A 19,699-nucleotide genomic window follows, 5' to 3' on the forward strand; every position below is an offset into this window, starting at 1 on the left:
AGGACTGGAGATAGTAGCAACACTTTCCCCACCGACAAGGTTGCGAACCATGGACCCGATCATCGCTGCGACTCACGCCGATCCCTACCCTTACTACGCCGAACTGCGCGCGGCGGGCGGTCTGACCTTTCATCACGGACTGAAACTGTGGATCGCCAGCAGCGCCCGAGCGGTGTGCGCGGTGCTGGCGCATGCGGATTGCCGGGTGCGCCCGGTGCAGGAACCGGTGCCCAAAGCCATCGCCGATGGCATGGCGGGCAAGGTGTTTGGCCAGTTGATGCGCATGAATGACGGCGAAGCTCAGCGCTGCCCGCGTTCGGCCATTGAGCCGCCGCTGGGGCTGATCAATGACGAAGATGTCAGGGCGCTGGTCGCCGCACGGTTGGTGACTAACGATGCCGACGGCTTATATAAAGCAATGTTTCGCGGCCCGGTGAGCGTGGTTGCAGCGCTGCTTGGCTTCACCCCGGCGCAGGCGCGGGTCATCAGTGAACTGACGGCGGATTTCGCGGCGTGCCTTTCACCGCTGAGCAATGACCTGCAACTGGCGGCAGCGCATCGAGTGGCTGAGCAATTGTACGGTTACTTCATTGAATTACTGGCGGAGCCAAACCCGTTTCTCGCCGACATCCAACAGCGCTTTGCAGGCGAAGAAGACGCACTGATCGCCAACCTCATCGGCCTTTGCTCGCAGACCTTTGAAGCCACCGCCGGCCTGATCGGCAACGCGCTGGTGGCGTTGCAGCGTCAGCCTGAATTACACGACGTGTCAGTCGATTCGCTGCTGGCCGAAGTGCAGCGCTTCGATCCATCAGTGCAGAACACCCGACGTTTTGTCGCGAACACCTGCGAAATCGACGGCGTGCGACTTGAAGCGGGCGACGTGATTCTGGTGTTGCTCGCCTCAGCCAACCGCGACCCGGCACTGAACGAAAACCCGGATCGATTTCTGCCGGATCGCCCGAACCGCCGCAGTTTCACGTTCGGCAGCGGTCGTCATCAATGCCCGGGGCAAAGGTTGGCGATGACCATTGCCAGCGCCACCGTCGGTGAAATCCTCGCCCATGACATCGACCTGAAGCGGTTCGCCTGGCATTACCGCCCTTCTCTCAATGGGCGGATTCCATTGTTCTGCGAGGCAACGACTTAAGCGTTGCGCAATTCGATGGTCAGGTGCGACAGCTCATGCACCGGTGCCAGACGCTCGCGAATCGCCTCGGCAGTCACGCCCGCAGCCGCCACCACACTGACAATCGCCGCTCGTGCCTGCGGGCCGACCTGCCAGACGTGCAGGTCGCTGATGCGCACATCGTCGGAGGTTTCCAGCAGTTCGCGGATCTCCTCGGCCACCGGTTCATCGGTGGTGTCGAGCAGCACGGCGGCGCTGTCGCGCATCAGGTTCCAGGCCCATTTGGCGATGACGATGGAACCGACGATGCCCATCACCGGATCCATCCACACCCAGCCCAGATAGCGACCGGCAAGCAGCGCGGCAATCGCCAGCACCGACGTCAACGCATCGGCCAGTACGTGCACGTAGGCTGAGCGCAGGTTGTTGTCGTGATGGTGGTGATGACCATGATCGTGGCTATGGCCGTGGTCATGATGACCGTGATGGCCGGCCAGCAAAAAGGCGCTGAGCAGGTTGACGCCCAGGCCGACCACGGCGATCAAGGTTGCTTCGCCGAACGCCACACTGGTGGGCTCGAATAGGCGGAAAATCGACTCCCCGGCAATCCCCAGCGACACCAGCCCCAACACCATCGCCGAGGCAAAACCCGCCAGATCGCCGACCTTGCCGGTGCCGAAACTGTAGCGACGGTTGTTGGCGTTGCGCCGGGCAAAACCATAGGCCGCCGCCGCAATGCCCAAGGCGCCAGCATGGGTCGCCATGTGGAAACCATCGGCCAGCAGTGCCATGGAACCGGTGAGATAACCGGCGGCAATTTCGCCGATCATCATCACGAACGTCAGCGCCACCACCCACAAGGTGCGGCGGGCGTTGTCGTCATGGGACGCGCCAAGAAACTGGTGATCGTGGGAAAAGTCGTCAGACCGAGTCGTCAGATTCATGGGGTCGGTGCTCACTTGGAATAACGGCGGATGGCTTGCAGCAACTCTTCCACGCCCTGGGCGCGGGCTTCATCGCTGAGGTCGGGATGGGCGACATGCTCGCGGGCATGGGCCTCGATGAACTGTTCCATCAGACCGTTGACCGCGCCGCGAATCGCCGCCATCAGGTGCAACGTCTTGGCACAATCGGCCTCGGATTCCAGCGACCGTTCAACTGCCTGAACCTGCCCGGCAATGCGCCGGACCCGATTGAGCAACTCACCTTTGTGTTCGTGCGTGTGCGACATACCTATACCCCCTACCCCTATATGGAGAGCATAGTCGCTGTTCCGATCGATAGGGGCAAGGCCTGTTTTCGACCGTCCGTCGCGGGTTGAGATTTTGATGCGAAAGAATGAGGCGGCGCGTCAGATGGCGCCGCCTCTGGAAGGTTTTTCAGAGGCAGGGCCGTTGGGTACCCTCGTCTGTCAGGCCCATTGCAGTGGCGAGGACGACGAGAAGCAGAGGTCTACATCCAGTTGCGCTGCGGCCGACAGGTTGACCAGCGCATCGAGAGAGAACTTGTCGATTTTGCCGTTGAGTACGTCGTTGAGGCGCGGCTGCGTGATGCCGAGACGCTTGGCCGCCTCCTTCTGCGGAAGCTCCCAGGCACGAATCGTTTCGCACAGCGTACGCATCAGCTTGGCCCGCAGACGCATGTTGGCCGCTTCCTGCGGCGTGTCTTCCAGTGCATCCCAGACGCTTGCGAAACGCTGGGAAGAGTTTTGATGATCCGTCATGGTTCAACCTATTTCCTGATATCTGGCCCGTGCCAGTTCTATGTCTCGCGTCTCGGTTTTGCGCGTGGTCTTTTGCAGGGCGTGCAGCACATAAATCGCGTCAGGCCGGTTGACCACATAAAACACTCGAAACGCCCCTGAATCCTCGGTGATTCTGATTTCATTGACGCCCCGCCCGACTGTTTTCATGGGGCGCCAGTCAAAGGGTTCGTCGCCCTGTTGCAACAGATCCAGTTGGAATCCTGCGGCTCTGCGAGCATCGAGGGGAAAAGCTCTCAGATCCTTGAGCGCACTCCCGACAAACACCACGTCCTTGTGTCTTGGCATTGGCTTCTCCTGTGTTGGAAGGAAAAGCGTAATAGCCCGGACAGAATCGTGTGGCGGCGGTGTGTTGCAAGGAATGGCAGCGATCACATACCAGCAGACTATATCGAAACCGATATAAATCAAGTTTGAATTGGCTTATCTGACATTTGGTATCACAAAGCAGAATTTCGCGAGCCAGCACCCCTGATAAGCCGACACAGCCCCCCTGTGGGAGCGAGCTTGCTCGCGAAGGCGGACTGAAAAATGACGCATCATTTTGCCCCCATCCGGGAGGCTACATCGCCTTGCGCCTTTGCCTACAACTACGCCAGAATCCGCCGGCTTGTGCGGTTTGGGGCCTGCCCGTAACTTGATTCGCATCACTGAATGGTCAGTGAACGGGTTTAGTCGCTCGGCGTTTTATCCAAGCTCGCAAGCTGTTTTTCAGTCAGGCATTTCCACGCCTGTACTCAATGGCGGCTGTGCGTAGGGCGCTCTAGGGCGCGCCAGTAGTGCTTGGATACTGGTCGACTAACCTGCGTACAGCTGCCACCTATTGTTTAGTCGCAAGAACGTGTCAGCCTCTTTTGGAGGTTTCCAAGCAAATGATCAAGCCAACGCCTAATCCTCCGGAAACAGACGTATCGTCCGAATCCGACCCGACCTCTCCCTACTCCACAACCGATTCAAAAAAACTCCACGAAGCCGCCGAACGCGCCCTCGACCACTACCTGAAACCTTCCGCCCCGAAACGACACTGCCCCGGCCGCATGTTCCTCGTCGCCCCCGACATGGATCAGCATTCCCTGCTGGCCCACGCCTGCGAATCGATGGCCTCGGCCAGCGTGATGCTCAGCGACTTCGCCGCGCTGCTGGACCCGCCCTACCGCAGTACCGTGCTGGGCATCGCCCAAGTGGTGATGTTCGGCGAACTGGCGGTCAACAGGGCGCTGGACACCATTGACCCCGCGATCTGAGGAAACACCATGGCCAGCAAATCCGATGCACAAGTCGTCGCCGCCCTGATCTCCATCGGCCTCAACGAGAAAGACAGCCAATGGGCCGAGAAGGCTTGCCTGCTCCTGCTCGAAAGCGAAAGAAAATCCATCGTCACCGCCGCCCTCGACGTCCTCGTCCAACTCGCCCGCGATCACGGCAAACTGGACCGGGACCGCGTAATGCCGGCACTCCACAGCGTAAAACGCAGATTTCCGAGCCTGACCAGCACGGTTGCCGCAACGCTGGATGAGATGGCAATGGCTGCGTAACGCCTCAGGTAACAGGCAAGAAAAAACCCGCTGGCTCCGTAAAAGGAGGCAGCGGGTTGTATAGGCGGACGCAATCAGCGCCGAAAGTCAGACAGGATAAACGGCGTATGACCTCTCAAGTAACGATCGACCTCTTCCAACGAGTGCAATCCGTCGCTCGAAGAAACGATGGAGCCTTGAACATCCTGGCGAGTCAGGGTCACGGTATAAACCCCCTCTTCCTCCAGCAGAACGCCGGTGAATCTGACCTGTTGCCCGCCTTCTTCTGCAAAGGAAGTCACTGTCAGGCTTCGAGACGCCAGCGTCGTCGTCACACGATCCTTGAGCACTTTGCTCTTTGCTATCTGTTCCCTGGCCACAACCCAAGTGCCAACCGCCACAGCAGCGTTGAGCACAGCCATATACCCGTAAGACCAGCGCCCGTGCGACGAGTGCTTCTCGCCCAACCACTCGGCAAACTGGAAAATCATGTGCCACACGTCCATGCGCCAATTCCTGACTGTGATCATCAAACGCCGGAATCAATCCTCCCGCGTCAAAACCTCGAGCAACTCAATCTCGAACACCAGATTCGAATTCGGCGGGATCTTGCCCATCGTCCGCTCGCCATAGCCCAAATGCGCCGGCACCAGCAGTTTGCGTTTGCCGCCGACCTGCATGCCCATGATCCCTTGATCCCAGCCCTTGATCACCCGGCCCGTACCGATCACGCACTGGAACGGCTTGCCCCGGCTCCAGGAGGAGTCGAACTCAGTGCCGTCTTCCAGCCAACCGGTGTATTGGGTGGTGATCAATGCGCCTTTGACGGCGGCTTTTCCGTCGCCGGGCTGAAGATCGATTATCTGCAGTTCATCATTCATAACATTCACTCTATTGTTCCGCTGGCCGCCGTTTTCCCAGAAATGCTGGCCATTGGCAACCGTTTGACCCAAGGTTGCCGCTGTTTCCGGCGTTGGCCGTGAATTAAGATAGCGACACGCCATCACTCCCGGATCGATACGCCATGACAGCACCGCTTGAATGACTCAACTCTGGATCAGCTTCGCCATTTTCGTTGTGTTGATGGTCGTGATCGCCGTGCTGATTCGTCGCGAGCGTGCCCTGCGTCGGCAGCTCGGCGAATACCGTGAACTGCTCACCCGCGCCGCCGAAGGCCAGAACATTCACCAGGATGGCGATGCCGAACGCTTCAAGCGCAGTCAGTATTTCGCCCGGATCGGCACCTGGGATTGGGAAGTCGACACTGATCGGCTCTATTGGTCCGACGCAATCTTCGGCATGTTCGGCTTCAAGATCGGCGAAGTGACGCCGTCCTACGCCTTGTTCTGCTCCTGCGTCCACCCGGACGACCGCGCCAAGGTGCGCGCCGGGGAATTGCGTTGCCTGGAAACCGGCGAAAACCACGACGAGGAATACCGCGTGGTCTGGCCCGATGGCACGATTCGCTGGCTAAGGGAAACCGGCAATGTGGTGAAGAACGATCATGACGCGATGATCAAGATGATGGGCGTGGTGCGCGATATCACCGAAGAGAAGGCCTCGGCCAGTTACCTTCAGCACCTGGCACATTTCGACCCGCTGACCGGTTTGCCCAATCGACTGGTGCTGGAAGAACGCCTGTCGGAAGCGCTGGAGCATGCCCGCGCTACCGAGACCCGGGTGGCGCTGGTGTTCATCGATCTCAACGGTTTCAAAAGCATCAACGACCGCTACGGCCATGCCGCCGGCGACCGCGTTTTGATCACCACCGCCACGCGTTTGAAACGCATCCTGCGGGTCAGCGACACCGTCGCCCGCATCGGCGGCGACGAGTTCGTGGTCATTCTCCAGGGCCTCGCCCCCGGCCTGAATCTGCAGGACGAAGCGCGGAGCATCTGCCAGAAAATCTTCATCGAACTGTCCCCACCGATCACCATCGGCAACGACCAGCGCCACATCGGCACCAGCCTCGGCGTCGCCGTGTTCCCCGACCATGCGCCGACCATGGATCGGCTGCTGCACATTGCGGATCTGGCGATGTACGAGGCCAAGCGCAGCGGGAATAATCAGTATCGGTTAGGTGGCGAAAGCCCGGTGCGGGCAAGTGCACCGGGATTTGGAATGTGAGCGTTAACGCTCCACCGGCTTGATATCCACAATCGTCCCGTTGGTAATCATCACCATCACGTACTTGTCGTTCATCTGCACCCACTGCGCCTGGGGATCGGGTTGCTTGAGGCCTTTCTGTTTCCAGTTGTTGATGGCTTTTTCGCTGCGCTGATAGACATCCGGAGCACGGTCGTTGACCTTCAGTTCGCGGCCATCGATGGGCGAACGTTCGACGGTGTCGGTCGAGGCTGGCGCCGCTTGAACGAGCGGGCTGATCCCGGTGATGCCGGCGACGAGGGCCAGGCTGGCGATCAGGGTCTTGTTGTTCATCGGTGAACCTCCTTCAGATGTGTGATACCTGAACTCCGACTGCGGGGTTCTGGAATCATTCCTTGTTTTTTGATGATGCCGGACTTGAGATTGTAGCCATCCCCCGGAACGCTAACCGAGGCTCGCCCGCCACGGAGCGAATACAGTCAACGGCATTCATTTGCGATAAGATCCCGCGCGCCCCCGCCGAGTGAACAAGGACATCACCGTGAAAATCTACCTCATCGTCAATCTTGTGCTGCTTGCGGTTCTGGGCCTCTACGCTGTCAGTCTTTTCAATAAGCTCGTTGCCCGGCGCAACGAGATCAAGAACGCGTTTGCCCAGGTCGAAGTGCAACTCAAGCGCCGCTATGACCTGATCCCCAATCTGGTCAGCATCGCCAAGGGCTATCTGGCCCATGAGCGCGAAACCCTGGAAGCGGTCATCGCCGCGCGCAATACCGCCGTGGCGGGACTCGAAGCTGCACAGGCCAAACCGGGCAATGCCCAGCACATCGCGCAACTGGGCCTGGCGGACAGCGCACTCAGCAGCGCCGTGGGTCGACTGAACCTGACCCTGGAAGCCTATCCGGAACTCAAGGCCTCGCAGAACATGCAGCAACTGAGCGAAGAGCTGAGCAGCACCGAAAACAAGGTGAGTTTCGCGCGTCAGGCCTTCAACGACGCGGTCATGGCCTACAACACCCTCAAGCAGAGTTTTCCCGCGGTGCTGCTGGCAGCCAGTTTTGGCCATCGCGATGACGCCGTGCCGCTGAAGTTTGCGGATACGCTGGCAATCAAAACCGCACCCAAGGTTTCCTTCTGATTCCCGCCCAAGGACGGCACATGAACTTCTTCGAACAACAACACCAGGCCCGGCGCCATACCACCCGGCTAGTGATCCTGATGATCTTCGCGTTGCTGACGATGATTGCACTCATCAGCCTGCCCTTCGTCTTCTCCAGCATCGACAAATACTTGAGCGGGACTGGCACGCTCAAAGATGCCCTGCAGGCGCTGGCTATCGTTGCTGCATCGGTAAGCGGCGTCGTGCTGATCGGTGGACTGGTGAAATATTGGCAACTGCGAGCGGGTGGAAAAGTCGTCGCACAAAAGCTTGGCGGGAGATTGATCAACGACAATGCACACACGCCGGACGAACGACGCTTGATGAATGTCGTCGAGGAAATGGCGATTGCCTCCGGCACTCTTGTGCCTGCGGTGTATCTGTTGCCGGACGAGAGCATCAACGCCTTCGCAGCAGGCTTCACGCCCGAAGACGCAGCGATCGGGATTACCCAAGGCGCGGTATCGCTGCTCACCCGAGATGAGCTGCAAGGTGTGATCGCCCACGAGTTCAGCCATATTTTCAACGGGGACATGCGCCTCAATACCCAACTTGTGGCAGCTGTTCACGGCCTGCTGGTGTTGGGGCTGGCCGGAACGTTGATCCTCGTCGCTCTGGTAAAAGCCAATATGAACAACAAACCCCGAAAAAAGGACAAGGACGATAAAAACGAATTCGTTTTGATGTGCATTGCGCTGTTTGTTGGCGTTGTTCTATTCGTCGGTGGGTTTCTCGGAACATTCTTCGCCAGCCTGATCAAAGCGGCAGTCAGCCGGCAACGCGAGTTCCTCGCCGATGCCAGCGCGGTGCAGTACACGCGTAATCCGCAGAGCATTGTTGGCGCCCTGAAGAAGATCGCGACCCACACGCAGGGTTCGACGATCAGTGCATCAGGGGCCAGCGAGTTCAGTCATTTGTATTTCAGCACCGGTGTTTCGAACCCGCTGAGTCGCCTGTTTGCCACGCATCCCAATCTAAGCGAGCGAATCCGGCGTATCGATCCACAGTGGGATGGCAGCTTTGCACCCGTTGAAAAGGTTGAGGCTGCACTCGAGCGCGGGTAGGCATCCGCTTTCGCGCGGGGGAACCGGTCTGCATTGGCTGCCAACCCCTGCGCCTTTGCTCCCGGTCTGAATGATTCCATCCAGATGGATTGATCCGCCCTGCGCATCAATCCATGCCAACTATGCAATTAACAGATCGATCCCCCTGCGCCACTATCCGCCCCAATAAAAACCGTGCGCCGCCTCCCCGTCGCGCACGTCATAAAAGCGGTGGAGTATTTTTCGATGACAGCCTCAATCCCACACGGCGGCTCGCGGGCCGGCGCTATTTTCCGGGTCACCTCGGGCAACTTCCTCGAACAGTTCGACTTCTTTCTGTTCGGCTTCTACGCCACGCAGATCGCGGCGGTGTTCTTTCCGGCGAGCAGCGAGTTCGCTTCCCTGATGATGACGTTCGCGGTGTTCGGCGCAGGCTTTTTGATGCGTCCGCTGGGGGCGATCGTGCTCGGTGCGTACATCGATGACGTCGGGCGTCGCAAAGGTTTGATCGTCACCCTGTCGATCATGGCCAGCGGCACGATATTGATTGTGCTGGTACCCGGATACGAAACCATTGGTCTGTTTGCCCCGGCACTGGTGCTGGTCGGGCGCTTGCTGCAGGGCTTCTCGGCCGGTGCAGAGCTGGGCGGCGTTTCGGTGTATCTCTCGGAGATTGCCACACCGGGCCGCAAAGGTTTCTTCACGGCCTGGCAGTCGGCCAGCCAACAGGTTGCGATCATCGTTGCAGCTGCGCTGGGCTTTGCCTTGAACCAGTGGATGGCGCCGGACGTGATTGCCGATTGGGGCTGGCGGATTCCGTTTTTTGTCGGCTGCATGATCGTGCCGTTCATCTTCCTGCTGCGTCGCAACCTGGCGGAAACCGAAGAGTTCGCCGCCCGCAAACATCGCCCGAGCATGAAAGAAGTGTTCCGCACCCTCGGCCAGAACTGGGTCGTGGTGCTTGGCGGGATGTTGATGGTTGCCCTGACCACCACCGCGTTCTACCTGATTACCGTGTACGCGCCGACCTTCGGCAAAACCGTGCTGCACCTGAGCACGTCGGATGCGTTGCTGGTGACGTTGCTGGTGGGCGTTTCGAACTTCTTCTGGCTGCCGATTGGCGGCGCGCTGTCCGACCGGATTGGCCGTCGTCCGCTGTTGATTGCCATGTCGTTGCTTGCCCTGGCCACCACGTATCCGGCGCTGTCGTATCTGGTGCAGGCGCCGAGCTTCAGCCACATGCTGATGTCGCTGCTGTGGCTGTCGTTCATCTACGGCATGTACAACGGCGCGATGATTCCGGCGCTGACCGAAATCATGCCGGTGGAAGTGCGGGTGGCGGGTTTCTCGCTGGCCTACAGCCTCGCTACTGCCGTGTTCGGCGGTTTCACCCCGGCAATGTCGACCTTCCTGATCCAGTACACCGGCGACAAAGCCGCGCCGGGTTACTGGATGAGCGTCGGCGCGCTGTGCGCATTGTGCGCGACGCTGTATCTGTATCGCCGCGCAGGTGGTCGTCTGCAACCTGCGGTCGCTTGAGGAGCCAGCCAACATGAAAAAGCTCTTCAATCTGACCGCCCTCGCCCTCCTCGCCTTCAGCGCATTCGCCCAAGCCGAGGAGTTGCGGGTGATGACTTCCGGCGGCTTCACCGCGGCTTATAAAGTCCTCGGCCCGAAGTTCGCCGCGAACACCGGCAACACCCTCGACACCATCCTCGGCCCGTCGATGGGCAAGGCCCCGGAAGCGATCCCCAATCGCCTCGCCCGGGGTGAGCAGGCCGACGTGGTGATCATGGTCGGCTACGCCCTCGACGACTTGATCAAACAAGGCAAGGTCGACCCGGCTTCGCGGGTGGAACTGGCGGATTCGCGGATCGGCCTGGTGGTGCGCGAAGGCGCGCCGAAACCGGATATCAGCAACGTCGACGCCCTGAAAAAAACCCTGCTCGATTCGCAATCGGTGGCCTACTCGGACAGCGCCAGCGGCGTGTACATCGAGCAGCAATTGTTCAAGAAGCTTGGCATCGAAGATCAGCTGAAACCGAAGGCGAAGATGATCCCGAAAATCCCTGTGGGCTCGGTGGTTGCGACCGGTGACTATCAATTGGGCTTCCAGCAGGTCAGCGAATTGCTGCCGGTGCCGGGGGTGAGTTTTGTCGGGAAGATTCCGGAGTCGGTGCAGTCGGTAACACGTTTTGCAGCGGGGATTCCGGTCGGTGCGCAGCATCCGCAGGAAGCCAAGGCGTTGCTCGCCTATCTGGCCGCGCCGGCCGCCCAGGCCGACGTACAGTCCACCGGGCTGGACTCGGTCAAGCGCTGAACTTCGGCGGCTGGACTTTCATTTCCACCACCAGCCGCTCCAGTTCCAGTGCCGCCGGGGTCAGGGTACGACCCCGGCGTTTGATGATACCCACGCTGCGCATCACTTGCGGATCGGTCAGCGGCACCCGCGTCAGGATCGGATGATCCGCCGCCGGCATCGCCATCAACGGCACCGCCGCCACCCCCAACCCCGCTTCCACCAGACCGATCATCGTTGTCACGTGCAGGGTTTCGCAGATGCTCGGCCGCTGCGGCACCACCTTCGCCAGTGCCTGATCGAGCAAAAAACGATTACCCGAAGTCTTGTCCAGCGAGATGTAATCCTGCTGGTAAAACTCGTCCCAACTGACGCTGCTGCGCCCCGCCAACGGGTGATCACGACGACAAGCCACCACGTAGCTCTCCTGCACCAGCGGCTCGAAATCCACGCCCGCCTCCTGAGTGCCCATGAAACTCAGGCCGAAATCCGCCTCGCCATTGACCACTGCCGTCAGCACGTCATGGGCGCTGGAGTCGAGGACTTTGACTTTGATTCGCGGGAACTGCTGGTGATAGCGGGCGACCACCCGTGGCATGAAGTAATACGCCGCCGACGGCACGCAGGCGACGGTAACGTGGCCCTGTCGATTCGAGGCGACTTCGCTGATGCCGAGCAGCGCCACGTCCAGGTCATCCAGCAAACGCTCGACACTTGGCATGAAACCGCGACCGGCCTGGGTAAGGCTGACCTTGCGCGTGGTGCGCTCGAACAGCTTCACGCCGAGGGCGTCTTCAAGCTTTTCGATGCGTCGGCTCAGGGCCGGTTGCGAGATGCGCACGGTGTCCGCGGCCTTGCGGAAACTGCCCTGCTCGACCACGGCGCGAAAGGCTTGCAGGTCGTTGAGGTCGAAGTTGATGGCCATGGGAGACTCGGGAGGAATTGATTCGCTGAGGCTATAAATGTAACCAATTGATGCAAATTATTACAGAACCTCGATTCGATCCCCCCATAGGGCGGCCAGCCCCGGCCTACTGGATGGGTGCCGGAAATTGCCGCTGGATCGTCGCCAGGGTTCGACGCCGAATCCAGCCGCTGGCCAGGCGGATCGCCAGCCAATACGGTGTGAACAACCATCGGGTTCGAGTGTTGGGGCAAAACACGAACGTTTCGGTGCGTAACGTACGTGCGCCCTCTGCCTGCTCGATGACTTGAAAACGCAACACCAGCCTGGCGACGCGGGAATCGTCCAGCGACATGAACGCCGGAGCATCCGCCACAAGGCAAGCGTCCAGATCCGGGCGCCAAAAACGCCCCGCCAGTCCCAGGGACACTTCGTGATCAGTGCGCCGCAGCAAGGTGAAGGTGTCAAAACCGAACGGCGCGGGCGCGGGTTGCGGTCGGTTGCCGATGGCTCTGATCAGCTTTGCCGGCAGTTCGCGCAGGCGAAGCAAGGCATCGGCCACCCGATCCGCGCGCATGTCCAAGGCACACACGGCGGCGATGATGGCATCGGGCTGAGCATCAATTGCGCCCGATTGGTGAAACTCGTAAAAGTTGAATCGCGGAAGAAACGGCGAGGGTGAAATCCCGTGGGCATCGGTTCCGTCGCCATAGATCCCGAGCGTTTTCCAGAATGTCCCGAACATGCAGTGGCTTCCCTTTTCATCCGGTGGAGAAATCCGGAGTCCTTTCGGGAGTGCCCGCAGACATCCCCGAAAGTTCCGACAGCATTGGCCCGTCAGGCTTCCAGACGTTCGCCGGTGCCGGCCGCCTGCGTGGCCTTTTCAGGCACGTAGCACGGCGGCACGGCGAGCGTGCGCCGAAGGTCGAGCTTCAATGCGCCCCAGGACAGACCGGCACCGAATCCGCACAGCACGACGTTCTGGGCCTGCGCTGTGCCAACTGCGCTGTGGCGAGACAGCACAATCGGAATCGATGTAGAGCTGGTGTTGCCGACATCGTCGATGTCGATCGGCATCTTCTCCGGCGCGACGCCGATCATCCGCCGCAGGTAGTTGAGCATGAACCCGTTTGCCTGGTGCAGCACCAGCAAGTCGAGCGACGCCGGCGTCAACCCCGTCGCTTCAAGCAGCGACTTGACGGTCTGCGGTACCCGGTTCAGTGCAAAGTTCATCACCGCCGTACCGTCCATTTGCAGGCGCTGGATCGAGGCACGAGTCTGGCTGTCACCCTCAGGCGTGTAGGCGATGTCGGATTCCAGGGCCTCACGACCACTACCGTCGGCTCCGCACAGGAACTCGAACGTCCCCTCGCCCGCCTCCAGCAGAGTGGCCGACGCTGCATCGCCAAACAGCATCTTCACATGCCGGTCGCGCCCGTCCAGCAGCTTGGTGGTCACATCCCCGGTGCACAGCAACACCTTTTTGCAGGCGCCGGCGGCAATCAGCGCGCCGGCCTGAACCAGCGCAGTGACGTACCCCGAGCAACCGGCGGACACGTTCAGTACCAGACAGTGCTGGGGCAGTCCGAGCGCCTGCTGAACCAGGAAACCGACGCCCGGCACCCACGAGTCCGGAGTCTGGGTCACGACGATCAGTCCGTCGATCTCCTGCGCTGCGCACACGCCCTGATCCAGCAGGTGACGGCACGCGGCGATCACCAGGTCGGACGTGTCCAGCGATCCGGCTTCCCTGATCGATTCGATGCCGGTGCTTTTGGCGATGCGGGCCACTTCCTTGGCGCCGAACAGTTCGGCGAAGTCGTCCAGCCCCACACGCCGCTCGGGCAACGCGGACGTGACCGCACGCACGGTCACTCCGCAAAGGGTGCGCAGGGTCATGCGGTTTCCTTCATTTTCAGGGTTACCAGATCAAAGATGTCCTGCACCGTCACGATACGGTCCATCTCTTCGCCAGACACCGTCACGCCGGTCGATTCGAACACCAGGGCGACAATGCCGATCCTGGCCATCGAGTCCCAGTTGTCACTGTTCTCCAATCGGACATCGCCCTTCAGTTCATCCAGCGGCAGGGTCAGGATTTCCGCGATGCTTGCGCGCATTGCTTCGAGTACGGCCATGTTGTCATTTCCTTATAACGTGGTAATCAGGTCTTACGACCCGCTGAGGACGCCGGGATGGCGCATTTTCTTGAAGCGGCTGGTGAACAGTGGCGTATCGCTGACGGAAATCAGCCGGGGCAATTGCTCCGGTGACAGCACGTCGCGAATCGCCGCATACAGACGTGGCTTGAACGCTTCCAGCGTTTCCGGTTCCAGCAAGGTGAACCGCGCGGCCACGATCTGACCGAGCAACGGGTTGGGCTGACCGTAGACCACGACGTCAGAAACGTTGTCGATGCCCATCAACACGCTCTCCACGTGAGACGGGAACACCTTCTTGCCGCCGACGTTGATCACATCGACCGCCCGCCCGCTGACCCTGAAGTACCCGTCGCGCTCTTCCGCCAGGTCCTGGGTAATCAGATAACCATCATCGGACAGCTCGCCCGGGCCGCTCAGGTAACCGAGCATATTGGTCGCTCCGCGCACCTGCAGAATGCCGTCGACTACCCGCAGGTTGTAGGCCGGATCCTCGACGGTCATCCAGGCGCTGTCGCCGTCCAGACCCCGACAGGGCAACACACCGATTTCCGACATGCCGTACAACTGGTTCAGCCGCACCTGCGGCAATGTGCAAGCGATGCGTTGAATGGCTTCGGGCGAACTCGGCTCGGAGCCGAAATAGATACGTTGCAGGCTGCCGGTGTCCCAGGTCTGGAACACGCCGGTGATCGTCGTCAGGTTCAAAAGCGTCGGCGACACGTGCAACGTTTGCACCTTGAACGTTTCGATACAGCGGCCGACTTCCTGAGGCGAACGTTCGTTGGGCAGGACCAGCGTCCCGTGTGTGGCCAGCGCCTGCAGGACGGTGACCAGCCCGCCGATGTGGTCGAACAGCAGGAACGCCAGAATCGCGCCACATTGCTCGGCCTTCAGATAACGCTCGAAGAACGGTGCGATGTCGTGCACGACACCCTTGGCCGGCCCGGTCGAGCCGGACGAGAACACAATGAAACCGGCCTGCCGGCGCGACAGGAGACCGTCGACAGTCGGCGGCACCGCAGCACCATCGTTCGCCAGCACCGAGTAACCCTGCGGCCCGTTCCCCGTCACGGTAAACCGTGCGCCGGCAGCGTTCGCCAGATTCACCAACTGCTCGCCGTTTTTGGGCACCGACAACGCCACGACATTGTTGCGCCGCCACAGTGCAAACAGCAGGCAGACGCTGTTGAAGCTGTAGTTGTCGACCAGCAGCACACAGCAATCGCTGACCGATTGCGCCGCCAGTGACTCGGCATAGGCGTCGATCTGTCGGCATAGCTCGGCGTAAGTGAAGCGACCTTCGTCGCTGATGATCGCCGGCCTGTCCGCGCCGGCCTTCAGATGTTCCAGAAATGTTTCGACTTGCATGTCCACCTCTCGATAAAGGTGCCGCCCTACGACGGCGACCGTTGAGTCAATTGGCCAGAGCCTCTGCACCGACCGCCGTCAGGGCTGACTCCAACCGGTTCATGACATACGCGCACAGCGTGCCGAGTGTCGCGAACGGCGTGGCGGTCGCAGGCAGGTGGGAGGTATCGGCCAGGTGCACTTCGGCACCGAATCGATGGCGGATCTTTTCTTCGGTGTCGACGAGGATCGAGACCAGGGTCATGGAGTCGATGGTGCCTTCGACGCCATATAGCGGGCTGTCTTCACCACGGGACAGGTCGATGGGTTCGCTCAGTAACAGATCCTGTTGCCGCACAGCGGTTTCGACCAGGGTTTTGACTTCGTTCAGCATTCCAACATTCCTTTATTGGGGGTGCGTCCACGGGTTCGCTAGGTTTGGGGTAGCGGCTCGTTCGCCTTCGGTTGACGGGTCAGCACGGTCCTCATGTCGACGAACACGCCGCTTTTCAAGCCGTAGTCGGCGGGTGCGCCGATCACATCGCGGATGTCCTCGGCACGCTGGGCGGCGGAGATCATGTAACCAGGGGCAAGGGCCCGCTGTTGAAGGGAACGCAGATCCGGAAAATCGGCGGTCCTCTGGCTGAAGCTCACTTGCCGCGACAGCCCGGTGTCGACATTGCACAGGCCCAACACGGCAAAGAAGATGTCCGGGTTTTCTTCGGCGTAGACACCGCCCAGTGCCGCCAGCGCCGCTTTCGACAGGCTGTAGGTCAGCGTGCCCGCGCGAAAGCGCACACCGGCCATCGAAGCCGACAGCACGCAGGTGGTCGGTCGATGCGCCGAGGCGAGGATCAGATCGAGAATGGCCTTGTTCGCCAGCACATTGACGTTGAGCACATGCTGTACCTCCGCCACCGAAAACTCCTCGCCCCGGGCCGGCACGTTGCCGCTGATCCCCGCGTTGAGAAAGAGCACATCGACACCCCGGCTCAGGATCTCGGCGAACGGCCCTTTGAACAACTCACCCATGTCGCCGGTTTTCGAAAGATCGAATGACCGGAACCGGAAGTTCGGGTGCGACATGAAGCGGTAGGGTTCCCGCCTGGAAGTGCCGAACACGGTATAGCCGTGTTTCAGATGCAACTCGGTCAGCGCCTCGCCGATGCCGCTGCTCACGCCGGTGATGAACACCCGTTTGCCAGTTGGATGAGGCAGGTCGCGCTCTGTGGTGCTCATCAGAATTTACCGGCCGAAAAGCCGCCGTCCACTGGCATCACGGTGCCGGTGACGAACGATGAAGCATCGCTGAGCAGCCACAGGATCGCCGCAGAAATTTCGCCCGGATCGGCGAAACGTTTCATTACCGTGACCTGAAGTTTGTGTTTCGTGGACTCCGGGTTGGCCTTCAGGCGTTCCTCCGAGTTCATGCCGCCCATCGTCGGGCCGGGACACACCGCGTTGACGCGAACCGGATGGCGCTCCGGCAATGCCGCCTCCGCAGACTCGATGGCGCAGACCTGGGTCAGCATGTTCAGGGCGGCCTTGCTGGTGGAATAGGCACTCTGTCTGGCAACGCCCAGCAGGCCGGCACAGGACGACACGTTGACGATCGAGCCACCCGGATGCTTCGAGATCAGATTCGTCTGGTGTTTGAGCAACAGCAGCGGGCCCAGCAGGTTGATCTCCAGCACGCGTTTCCAGTCGGCGAAATCCATGTCACGGATCGGTGCGTGTTTCGAGGTGACGCCGGCGTTGTTCACCGCCAGGTCGAGTCGCCCGTGGCGGTCGTTGATGATCCTGAACAGCTCGGCCACCGATGCCTCGTCCGTAACATCGCTCTTGATGAACATGCAGCGTTCGCCGAGCCGGCTTTGCGCGGTCAGGCCGTCATCCTCGTTGCGACCGGTGATGTAGCAGATGCAACCGGCTTCGACGAGCTTCTGGCTGACGTTGAAACCGATGCCGCGCGTACCCCCGACAACCAGGGCGATTTTTCCGGTGAAATTCATTTCAGACTTTCCTCATAGTGCAATTGCAGTTTTTCCGGCCGGCGGTAGTCAGGATTGACGCAGCAGTACACCCGCTCGGCCATGGGATCCTTCTTGTCACGGAAACAGAACGCATCGCCCCGGCAACGGTTGACCCGTCCGGCCTGACCGGTGAGCTCCTTGGCGATGAAATGGTTGTCGGCCAGCATGGCGCGGCCGAATCCGACGAAATCGGCATCGCCGCTCTCGATGATTTCGTTGGCTTGCGACACATCGCTGACCGAACCGGTGAAACCCACCGGAATCCGCACAAAACCTTTGAGGTAGCGACAGCCCGCACGCGACAGGGCCAGCGCCTGCGCCTTGTTCCTGAAAAAGAACGGAAAGGTTTCGCTGACACCTGTGGAACAGGTGATGGCCGCCACTCCGGCGGCCTCGAGCGCGACCACGACATCCCCCAGCAGACTCGCGCGCTGGCCTTCCTCACCCAGCCCGTCGTCGATGCCCAAACGCACGGTGACCGGCACCTGATCGCCGGTGGCCGCACGGATACCTTCGACGATGGCTAGCAGCAATCGGGCCCGTTTGAGCGGGCTGCCGCCCCATTCATCCTCGCGATGGTTGGTCCGCGGCGACAGGAAACTGCTGACCAGATAGCCGTTCGATGCCTGGACCTGGATCAGGGCGGCACCGGCCGCTTGTGCAAGCCGGGCGGCAGACGAGAATTGATCGACGCAGCGCAGGATCTGCGTGTGCGACATCGCAACCGCCCGCGCCTGGGGATAGGCCTTGAGGATCGCAGCGGACGCGATACCGCTCGGGCTGAGGATGATGCCCTGCTCCGACGGCATCGACTGCGGGCCGTAGTGCTGCAGCTGCACGCCCAGTGGAAAGCTTCTCTGCCGGGCGACTTCGAACAGCGGACGCAAGGCGTCGGCGTGAGCCGGCGACGTCAGTTTCAGGCCACGGCTGTTGTAGCGTGCGTCGGCATCCACACTGGCGTTGCCGAGAAAGCCGAAACCGGCCCCGCCGTCCATCAGCGATCGGTAGACCGCAAAGAACGCCGGCAAGGGCAAGCCGTGTTCGTCACACAGATCCATGCCCAGGGACGAAAAGTACATCCGGTTTTTCGCAACCACCTGCGCACCCAGTTGCAGCACGCCGGTGGCCGGCATCGGCTCGTCGATGTCATTGCTCATGCGCGCAACGCCCCGAGGGCCGCCTCGTCCAGATTGACGAATCCACGCTTGATCATGTCGCTCAGAGTCTGCAGGTCTTCGAACCCCAGTGCCGGGAATTCCCACGACGCGTGCCGGCCGTGGCCGCCACTGAGGATGGCGGAGGAGAATTCCAGCTTGCCTTCATAACGGATGTGCAGCCTGGCCGAGTCGATGAAGTCGGTCTCCGGCATCGTCGTCACGCAGCCGCTCTTGCCCAGGCCCAGCAACTCCACATCGGCCTTGCGGCCCTGGCCATCGCTGACGCTGCACGCCAGTTTCGAAGGGTCGATGGGCGCGAACCAGTCGCTCGACTGAATGAAGATGTTCCGCGTTTTCTCGAACAGGCGGATGTCGATCACCGTAGCCTTGGTGTCGATGGTGGCGAACAGGGTCTGCCGCTGATAGAACGCCACTCGGAAGAAGATTTTCTTCGGCGATGTGCTGTCGGTCGGGGTCATGTTGTCGACCACCAGTTCGATGGGGTACATCAACTCCGCATAGGCGAAGAAGCTCGCGTTCAGTTCATTGACGCTGACGGTCACGTCACCCCGCGCATAACCGGTGTGGTGATACAGATGGTGATACACCGCCTGGCGCGCCGCTTCGATGAACATGGTGCCGGGCACATGTTCGTGGGACTTGCGGTAGAAAAAGTAGTTGTCGGCGTTGTTGATGAAGCGGAACGAACTGGCACGGCGGATGGCCGGAACCGACTCGCACAAACTCGCCACTGCCTGCTCCGGGCTGACGTTGGCAGCCGCGCCCTCCAGCAGGGCCGGAGTGACGATCTGGTACGGCAGCGCCCTCACCCGGCTCCATTCGTCGTCCGCCTCCGTGCCGCCCATGCGGCTCCTTTTCTGCACGTCGGGTGTCAGCTCAAAGGTTCGCTGCGAGCCGCTGCCGGCCGAAAACCGGCGCGCCAACAGGTCATTGTCGGCAGTCTGCAGAAGCGCTTCGTCGACGTGTAGCGGCAGCGCGACTCTCGGGGCGCAGATCAGTACGTCATCGGTCGAGCCTTTGTGCAAAAGCTCCGGTGAAATGCTCTCGTTGTTCATGTCGGGTC

25 protein-coding genes are annotated in these 19,699 nt (G+C 60.6%); 8 read left to right on the plus strand and 17 right to left on the minus strand.

Annotated elements, in window-relative coordinates; translation table 11 throughout:
• The first annotated feature begins 49 nt into the window (after nucleotides 1-49).
• Complete coding sequence (locus AC1RME_RS09255; protein WP_096822563.1) at nucleotides 50-1,150, plus strand: cytochrome P450; 1,101 nt, start codon at nucleotides 50-52, stop codon at nucleotides 1,148-1,150.
• Here AC1RME_RS09255 and dmeF read toward each other — a convergent pair.
• The 4 genes from dmeF to AC1RME_RS09275 all read right to left on the minus strand — a co-directional run bounded on the left by dmeF (nucleotide 1,147) and on the right by AC1RME_RS09275 (nucleotide 3,179).
• On the minus strand, nucleotides 1,147-2,073 hold the full coding sequence (gene dmeF / locus AC1RME_RS09260; protein WP_096822564.1) for a CDF family Co(II)/Ni(II) efflux transporter DmeF: 927 nt from the start codon (nucleotides 2,071-2,073) through the stop codon (nucleotides 1,147-1,149). The two genes, AC1RME_RS09255 and dmeF, sit on opposite strands and share 4 nt — an antisense overlap.
• 11 nt (nucleotides 2,074-2,084) lie before the next feature.
• The gene (locus tag AC1RME_RS09265; protein WP_096822565.1) at nucleotides 2,085-2,360 is read right to left on the minus strand and encodes a metal/formaldehyde-sensitive transcriptional repressor; all 276 of its coding nucleotides are present in this window, start codon (nucleotides 2,358-2,360) and stop codon (nucleotides 2,085-2,087) included.
• Between the two features lie 180 nt (nucleotides 2,361-2,540).
• Nucleotides 2,541-2,852 (minus strand): helix-turn-helix domain-containing protein, encoded by a 312-nt coding sequence (locus AC1RME_RS09270; protein WP_096822566.1) that lies wholly within the window; start codon nucleotides 2,850-2,852, stop codon nucleotides 2,541-2,543.
• Nucleotides 2,853-2,855: 3 nt separating this feature from the next.
• A complete protein-coding gene (locus tag AC1RME_RS09275; protein ID WP_065258430.1) occupies nucleotides 2,856-3,179 on the minus strand; it encodes a type II toxin-antitoxin system RelE/ParE family toxin in 324 nt (107 codons plus the stop codon).
• 584 nt (nucleotides 3,180-3,763) lie between these two features.
• Between AC1RME_RS09275 and AC1RME_RS09280 the strand changes: the two genes are divergently transcribed.
• A complete protein-coding gene (locus AC1RME_RS09280; RefSeq protein ID WP_096822567.1) occupies nucleotides 3,764-4,135 on the plus strand; it encodes a DUF6124 family protein in 372 nt (123 codons plus the stop codon).
• Nucleotides 4,136-4,144: 9 nt separating this feature from the next.
• Nucleotides 4,145-4,426, plus strand: a complete 282-nt coding sequence (locus tag AC1RME_RS09285) for a hypothetical protein (RefSeq protein ID WP_096822568.1) — start codon at nucleotides 4,145-4,147, stop codon at nucleotides 4,424-4,426.
• Nucleotides 4,427-4,500: 74 nt separating this feature from the next.
• Here AC1RME_RS09285 and AC1RME_RS09290 read toward each other — a convergent pair whose 3' ends face one another.
• Both AC1RME_RS09290 and AC1RME_RS09295 read right to left on the minus strand, forming a co-directional pair.
• Nucleotides 4,501-4,911: a hypothetical protein gene (locus AC1RME_RS09290; protein WP_096822569.1), complete on the minus strand. Its 411-nt coding sequence runs from the start codon at nucleotides 4,909-4,911 to the stop codon at nucleotides 4,501-4,503.
• Between the two features lie 36 nt (nucleotides 4,912-4,947).
• Complete coding sequence (locus tag AC1RME_RS09295; protein WP_007952931.1) at nucleotides 4,948-5,286, minus strand: FKBP-type peptidyl-prolyl cis-trans isomerase; 339 nt, start codon at nucleotides 5,284-5,286, stop codon at nucleotides 4,948-4,950.
• A 160-nt stretch (nucleotides 5,287-5,446) separates the two neighbouring features.
• Between AC1RME_RS09295 and AC1RME_RS09300 the strand changes: the two genes are divergently transcribed.
• The gene (locus tag AC1RME_RS09300; RefSeq protein WP_096822570.1) at nucleotides 5,447-6,532 is read left to right on the plus strand and encodes a sensor domain-containing diguanylate cyclase; all 1,086 of its coding nucleotides are present in this window, start codon (nucleotides 5,447-5,449) and stop codon (nucleotides 6,530-6,532) included.
• Nucleotides 6,533-6,535: 3 nt separating this feature from the next.
• Here AC1RME_RS09300 and AC1RME_RS09305 read toward each other — a convergent pair whose 3' ends face one another.
• Entirely contained in the window at nucleotides 6,536-6,844 is a 309-nt protein-coding gene (locus AC1RME_RS09305) for an RcnB family protein (RefSeq protein ID WP_096822571.1), read from the minus strand.
• Nucleotides 6,845-7,052: 208 nt separating this feature from the next.
• Here AC1RME_RS09305 and AC1RME_RS09310 point away from each other — a divergent pair, with 208 nt between their 5' ends.
• The 4 genes from AC1RME_RS09310 to AC1RME_RS09325 all read left to right on the plus strand — a co-directional run bounded on the left by AC1RME_RS09310 (nucleotide 7,053) and on the right by AC1RME_RS09325 (nucleotide 11,033).
• On the plus strand, nucleotides 7,053-7,649 hold the full coding sequence (locus tag AC1RME_RS09310; protein WP_096822651.1) for a LemA family protein: 597 nt from the start codon (nucleotides 7,053-7,055) through the stop codon (nucleotides 7,647-7,649).
• Between the two features lie 20 nt (nucleotides 7,650-7,669).
• A complete protein-coding gene (locus AC1RME_RS09315) occupies nucleotides 7,670-8,734 on the plus strand; it encodes a M48 family metallopeptidase (RefSeq protein ID WP_096822572.1) in 1,065 nt (354 codons plus the stop codon).
• Between the two features lie 225 nt (nucleotides 8,735-8,959).
• Entirely contained in the window at nucleotides 8,960-10,252 is a 1,293-nt protein-coding gene (locus AC1RME_RS09320) for an MFS transporter (protein WP_096822573.1), read from the plus strand.
• A 13-nt stretch (nucleotides 10,253-10,265) separates the two neighbouring features.
• A complete protein-coding gene (locus tag AC1RME_RS09325) occupies nucleotides 10,266-11,033 on the plus strand; it encodes a substrate-binding domain-containing protein (protein ID WP_096822574.1) in 768 nt (255 codons plus the stop codon).
• On the opposite strand, the gene AC1RME_RS09330 is transcribed toward AC1RME_RS09325, so the two are convergent.
• The 10 genes from AC1RME_RS09330 to AC1RME_RS09375 all read right to left on the minus strand — a co-directional run bounded on the left by AC1RME_RS09330 (nucleotide 11,023) and on the right by AC1RME_RS09375 (nucleotide 19,691).
• A complete protein-coding gene (locus tag AC1RME_RS09330; RefSeq protein ID WP_096822575.1) occupies nucleotides 11,023-11,937 on the minus strand; it encodes a LysR family transcriptional regulator in 915 nt (304 codons plus the stop codon). The two genes, AC1RME_RS09325 and AC1RME_RS09330, sit on opposite strands and share 11 nt — an antisense overlap.
• Before the next feature lie 106 nt (nucleotides 11,938-12,043).
• The gene (locus AC1RME_RS09335) at nucleotides 12,044-12,661 is read right to left on the minus strand and encodes a hypothetical protein (RefSeq protein WP_255261971.1); all 618 of its coding nucleotides are present in this window, start codon (nucleotides 12,659-12,661) and stop codon (nucleotides 12,044-12,046) included.
• A 92-nt stretch (nucleotides 12,662-12,753) separates the two neighbouring features.
• Nucleotides 12,754-13,785 (minus strand): ketoacyl-ACP synthase III, encoded by a 1,032-nt coding sequence (locus AC1RME_RS09340; protein WP_255261972.1) that lies wholly within the window; start codon nucleotides 13,783-13,785, stop codon nucleotides 12,754-12,756.
• Between the two features lie 26 nt (nucleotides 13,786-13,811).
• Complete coding sequence (locus AC1RME_RS09345) at nucleotides 13,812-14,054, minus strand: acyl carrier protein (protein ID WP_096822577.1); 243 nt, start codon at nucleotides 14,052-14,054, stop codon at nucleotides 13,812-13,814.
• A 33-nt stretch (nucleotides 14,055-14,087) separates the two neighbouring features.
• Entirely contained in the window at nucleotides 14,088-15,446 is a 1,359-nt protein-coding gene (locus AC1RME_RS09350) for a class I adenylate-forming enzyme family protein (protein ID WP_096822578.1), read from the minus strand.
• Nucleotides 15,447-15,492: 46 nt separating this feature from the next.
• The gene (locus tag AC1RME_RS09355; protein ID WP_096822579.1) at nucleotides 15,493-15,819 is read right to left on the minus strand and encodes a hypothetical protein; all 327 of its coding nucleotides are present in this window, start codon (nucleotides 15,817-15,819) and stop codon (nucleotides 15,493-15,495) included.
• Between the two features lie 38 nt (nucleotides 15,820-15,857).
• Nucleotides 15,858-16,664 carry an SDR family oxidoreductase gene (locus tag AC1RME_RS09360; RefSeq protein ID WP_096822580.1) on the minus strand — a complete coding sequence of 269 codons (807 nt, stop codon included), beginning with the start codon at nucleotides 16,662-16,664 and terminating at the stop codon, nucleotides 15,858-15,860.
• On the minus strand, nucleotides 16,664-17,437 hold the full coding sequence (locus AC1RME_RS09365) for an SDR family NAD(P)-dependent oxidoreductase (RefSeq protein WP_096822581.1): 774 nt from the start codon (nucleotides 17,435-17,437) through the stop codon (nucleotides 16,664-16,666). The genes AC1RME_RS09360 and AC1RME_RS09365 overlap by 1 nt, the downstream gene beginning before the upstream one ends.
• On the minus strand, nucleotides 17,434-18,615 hold the full coding sequence (locus tag AC1RME_RS09370) for an oxidoreductase (protein WP_096822582.1): 1,182 nt from the start codon (nucleotides 18,613-18,615) through the stop codon (nucleotides 17,434-17,436). Before AC1RME_RS09370 ends, AC1RME_RS09365 begins: the two co-directional genes overlap by 4 nt.
• The gene (locus AC1RME_RS09375; RefSeq protein ID WP_096822583.1) at nucleotides 18,612-19,691 is read right to left on the minus strand and encodes an AfsA-related hotdog domain-containing protein; all 1,080 of its coding nucleotides are present in this window, start codon (nucleotides 19,689-19,691) and stop codon (nucleotides 18,612-18,614) included. The genes AC1RME_RS09370 and AC1RME_RS09375 overlap by 4 nt, the downstream gene beginning before the upstream one ends.
• Nucleotides 19,692-19,699: the final 8 nt, after the last annotated feature.

It is taken from the genome of Pseudomonas sp. GW822-FHT03F08 (assembly GCF_058801265.1).

Bases quoted from the DNA above. Each gene is read 5' to 3' on its own strand.
- AC1RME_RS09255 (WP_096822563.1), top strand. From the start codon at position 50: ATGGACCCGATCATCGCTGCGACTCACGCCGATCCCTACCCTTACTAC.
- dmeF (WP_096822564.1), bottom strand. From the start codon at position 2,073: ATGAATCTGACGACTCGGTCTGACGACTTTTCCCACGATCACCAGTTT.
- AC1RME_RS09265 (WP_096822565.1), bottom strand. From the start codon at position 2,360: ATGTCGCACACGCACGAACACAAAGGTGAGTTGCTCAATCGGGTCCGG.
- AC1RME_RS09270 (WP_096822566.1), bottom strand. From the start codon at position 2,852: ATGACGGATCATCAAAACTCTTCCCAGCGTTTCGCAAGCGTCTGGGAT.
- AC1RME_RS09275 (WP_065258430.1), bottom strand. From the start codon at position 3,179: ATGCCAAGACACAAGGACGTGGTGTTTGTCGGGAGTGCGCTCAAGGAT.
- AC1RME_RS09280 (WP_096822567.1), top strand. From the start codon at position 3,764: ATGATCAAGCCAACGCCTAATCCTCCGGAAACAGACGTATCGTCCGAA.
- AC1RME_RS09285 (WP_096822568.1), top strand. From the start codon at position 4,145: ATGGCCAGCAAATCCGATGCACAAGTCGTCGCCGCCCTGATCTCCATC.
- AC1RME_RS09290 (WP_096822569.1), bottom strand. From the start codon at position 4,911: ATGGACGTGTGGCACATGATTTTCCAGTTTGCCGAGTGGTTGGGCGAG.
- AC1RME_RS09295 (WP_007952931.1), bottom strand. From the start codon at position 5,286: ATGAATGATGAACTGCAGATAATCGATCTTCAGCCCGGCGACGGAAAA.
- AC1RME_RS09300 (WP_096822570.1), top strand. From the start codon at position 5,447: ATGACTCAACTCTGGATCAGCTTCGCCATTTTCGTTGTGTTGATGGTC.
- AC1RME_RS09305 (WP_096822571.1), bottom strand. From the start codon at position 6,844: ATGAACAACAAGACCCTGATCGCCAGCCTGGCCCTCGTCGCCGGCATC.
- AC1RME_RS09315 (WP_096822572.1), top strand. From the start codon at position 7,670: ATGAACTTCTTCGAACAACAACACCAGGCCCGGCGCCATACCACCCGG.
- AC1RME_RS09320 (WP_096822573.1), top strand. From the start codon at position 8,960: ATGACAGCCTCAATCCCACACGGCGGCTCGCGGGCCGGCGCTATTTTC.
- AC1RME_RS09325 (WP_096822574.1), top strand. From the start codon at position 10,266: ATGAAAAAGCTCTTCAATCTGACCGCCCTCGCCCTCCTCGCCTTCAGC.
- AC1RME_RS09330 (WP_096822575.1), bottom strand. From the start codon at position 11,937: ATGGCCATCAACTTCGACCTCAACGACCTGCAAGCCTTTCGCGCCGTG.
- AC1RME_RS09335 (WP_255261971.1), bottom strand. From the start codon at position 12,661: ATGTTCGGGACATTCTGGAAAACGCTCGGGATCTATGGCGACGGAACC.
- AC1RME_RS09345 (WP_096822577.1), bottom strand. From the start codon at position 14,054: ATGGCCGTACTCGAAGCAATGCGCGCAAGCATCGCGGAAATCCTGACC.
- AC1RME_RS09350 (WP_096822578.1), bottom strand. From the start codon at position 15,446: ATGCAAGTCGAAACATTTCTGGAACATCTGAAGGCCGGCGCGGACAGG.
- AC1RME_RS09355 (WP_096822579.1), bottom strand. From the start codon at position 15,819: ATGCTGAACGAAGTCAAAACCCTGGTCGAAACCGCTGTGCGGCAACAG.
- AC1RME_RS09360 (WP_096822580.1), bottom strand. From the start codon at position 16,664: ATGAGCACCACAGAGCGCGACCTGCCTCATCCAACTGGCAAACGGGTG.
- AC1RME_RS09365 (WP_096822581.1), bottom strand. From the start codon at position 17,437: ATGAATTTCACCGGAAAAATCGCCCTGGTTGTCGGGGGTACGCGCGGC.
- AC1RME_RS09370 (WP_096822582.1), bottom strand. From the start codon at position 18,615: ATGAGCAATGACATCGACGAGCCGATGCCGGCCACCGGCGTGCTGCAA.
- AC1RME_RS09375 (WP_096822583.1), bottom strand. From the start codon at position 19,691: ATGAACAACGAGAGCATTTCACCGGAGCTTTTGCACAAAGGCTCGACC.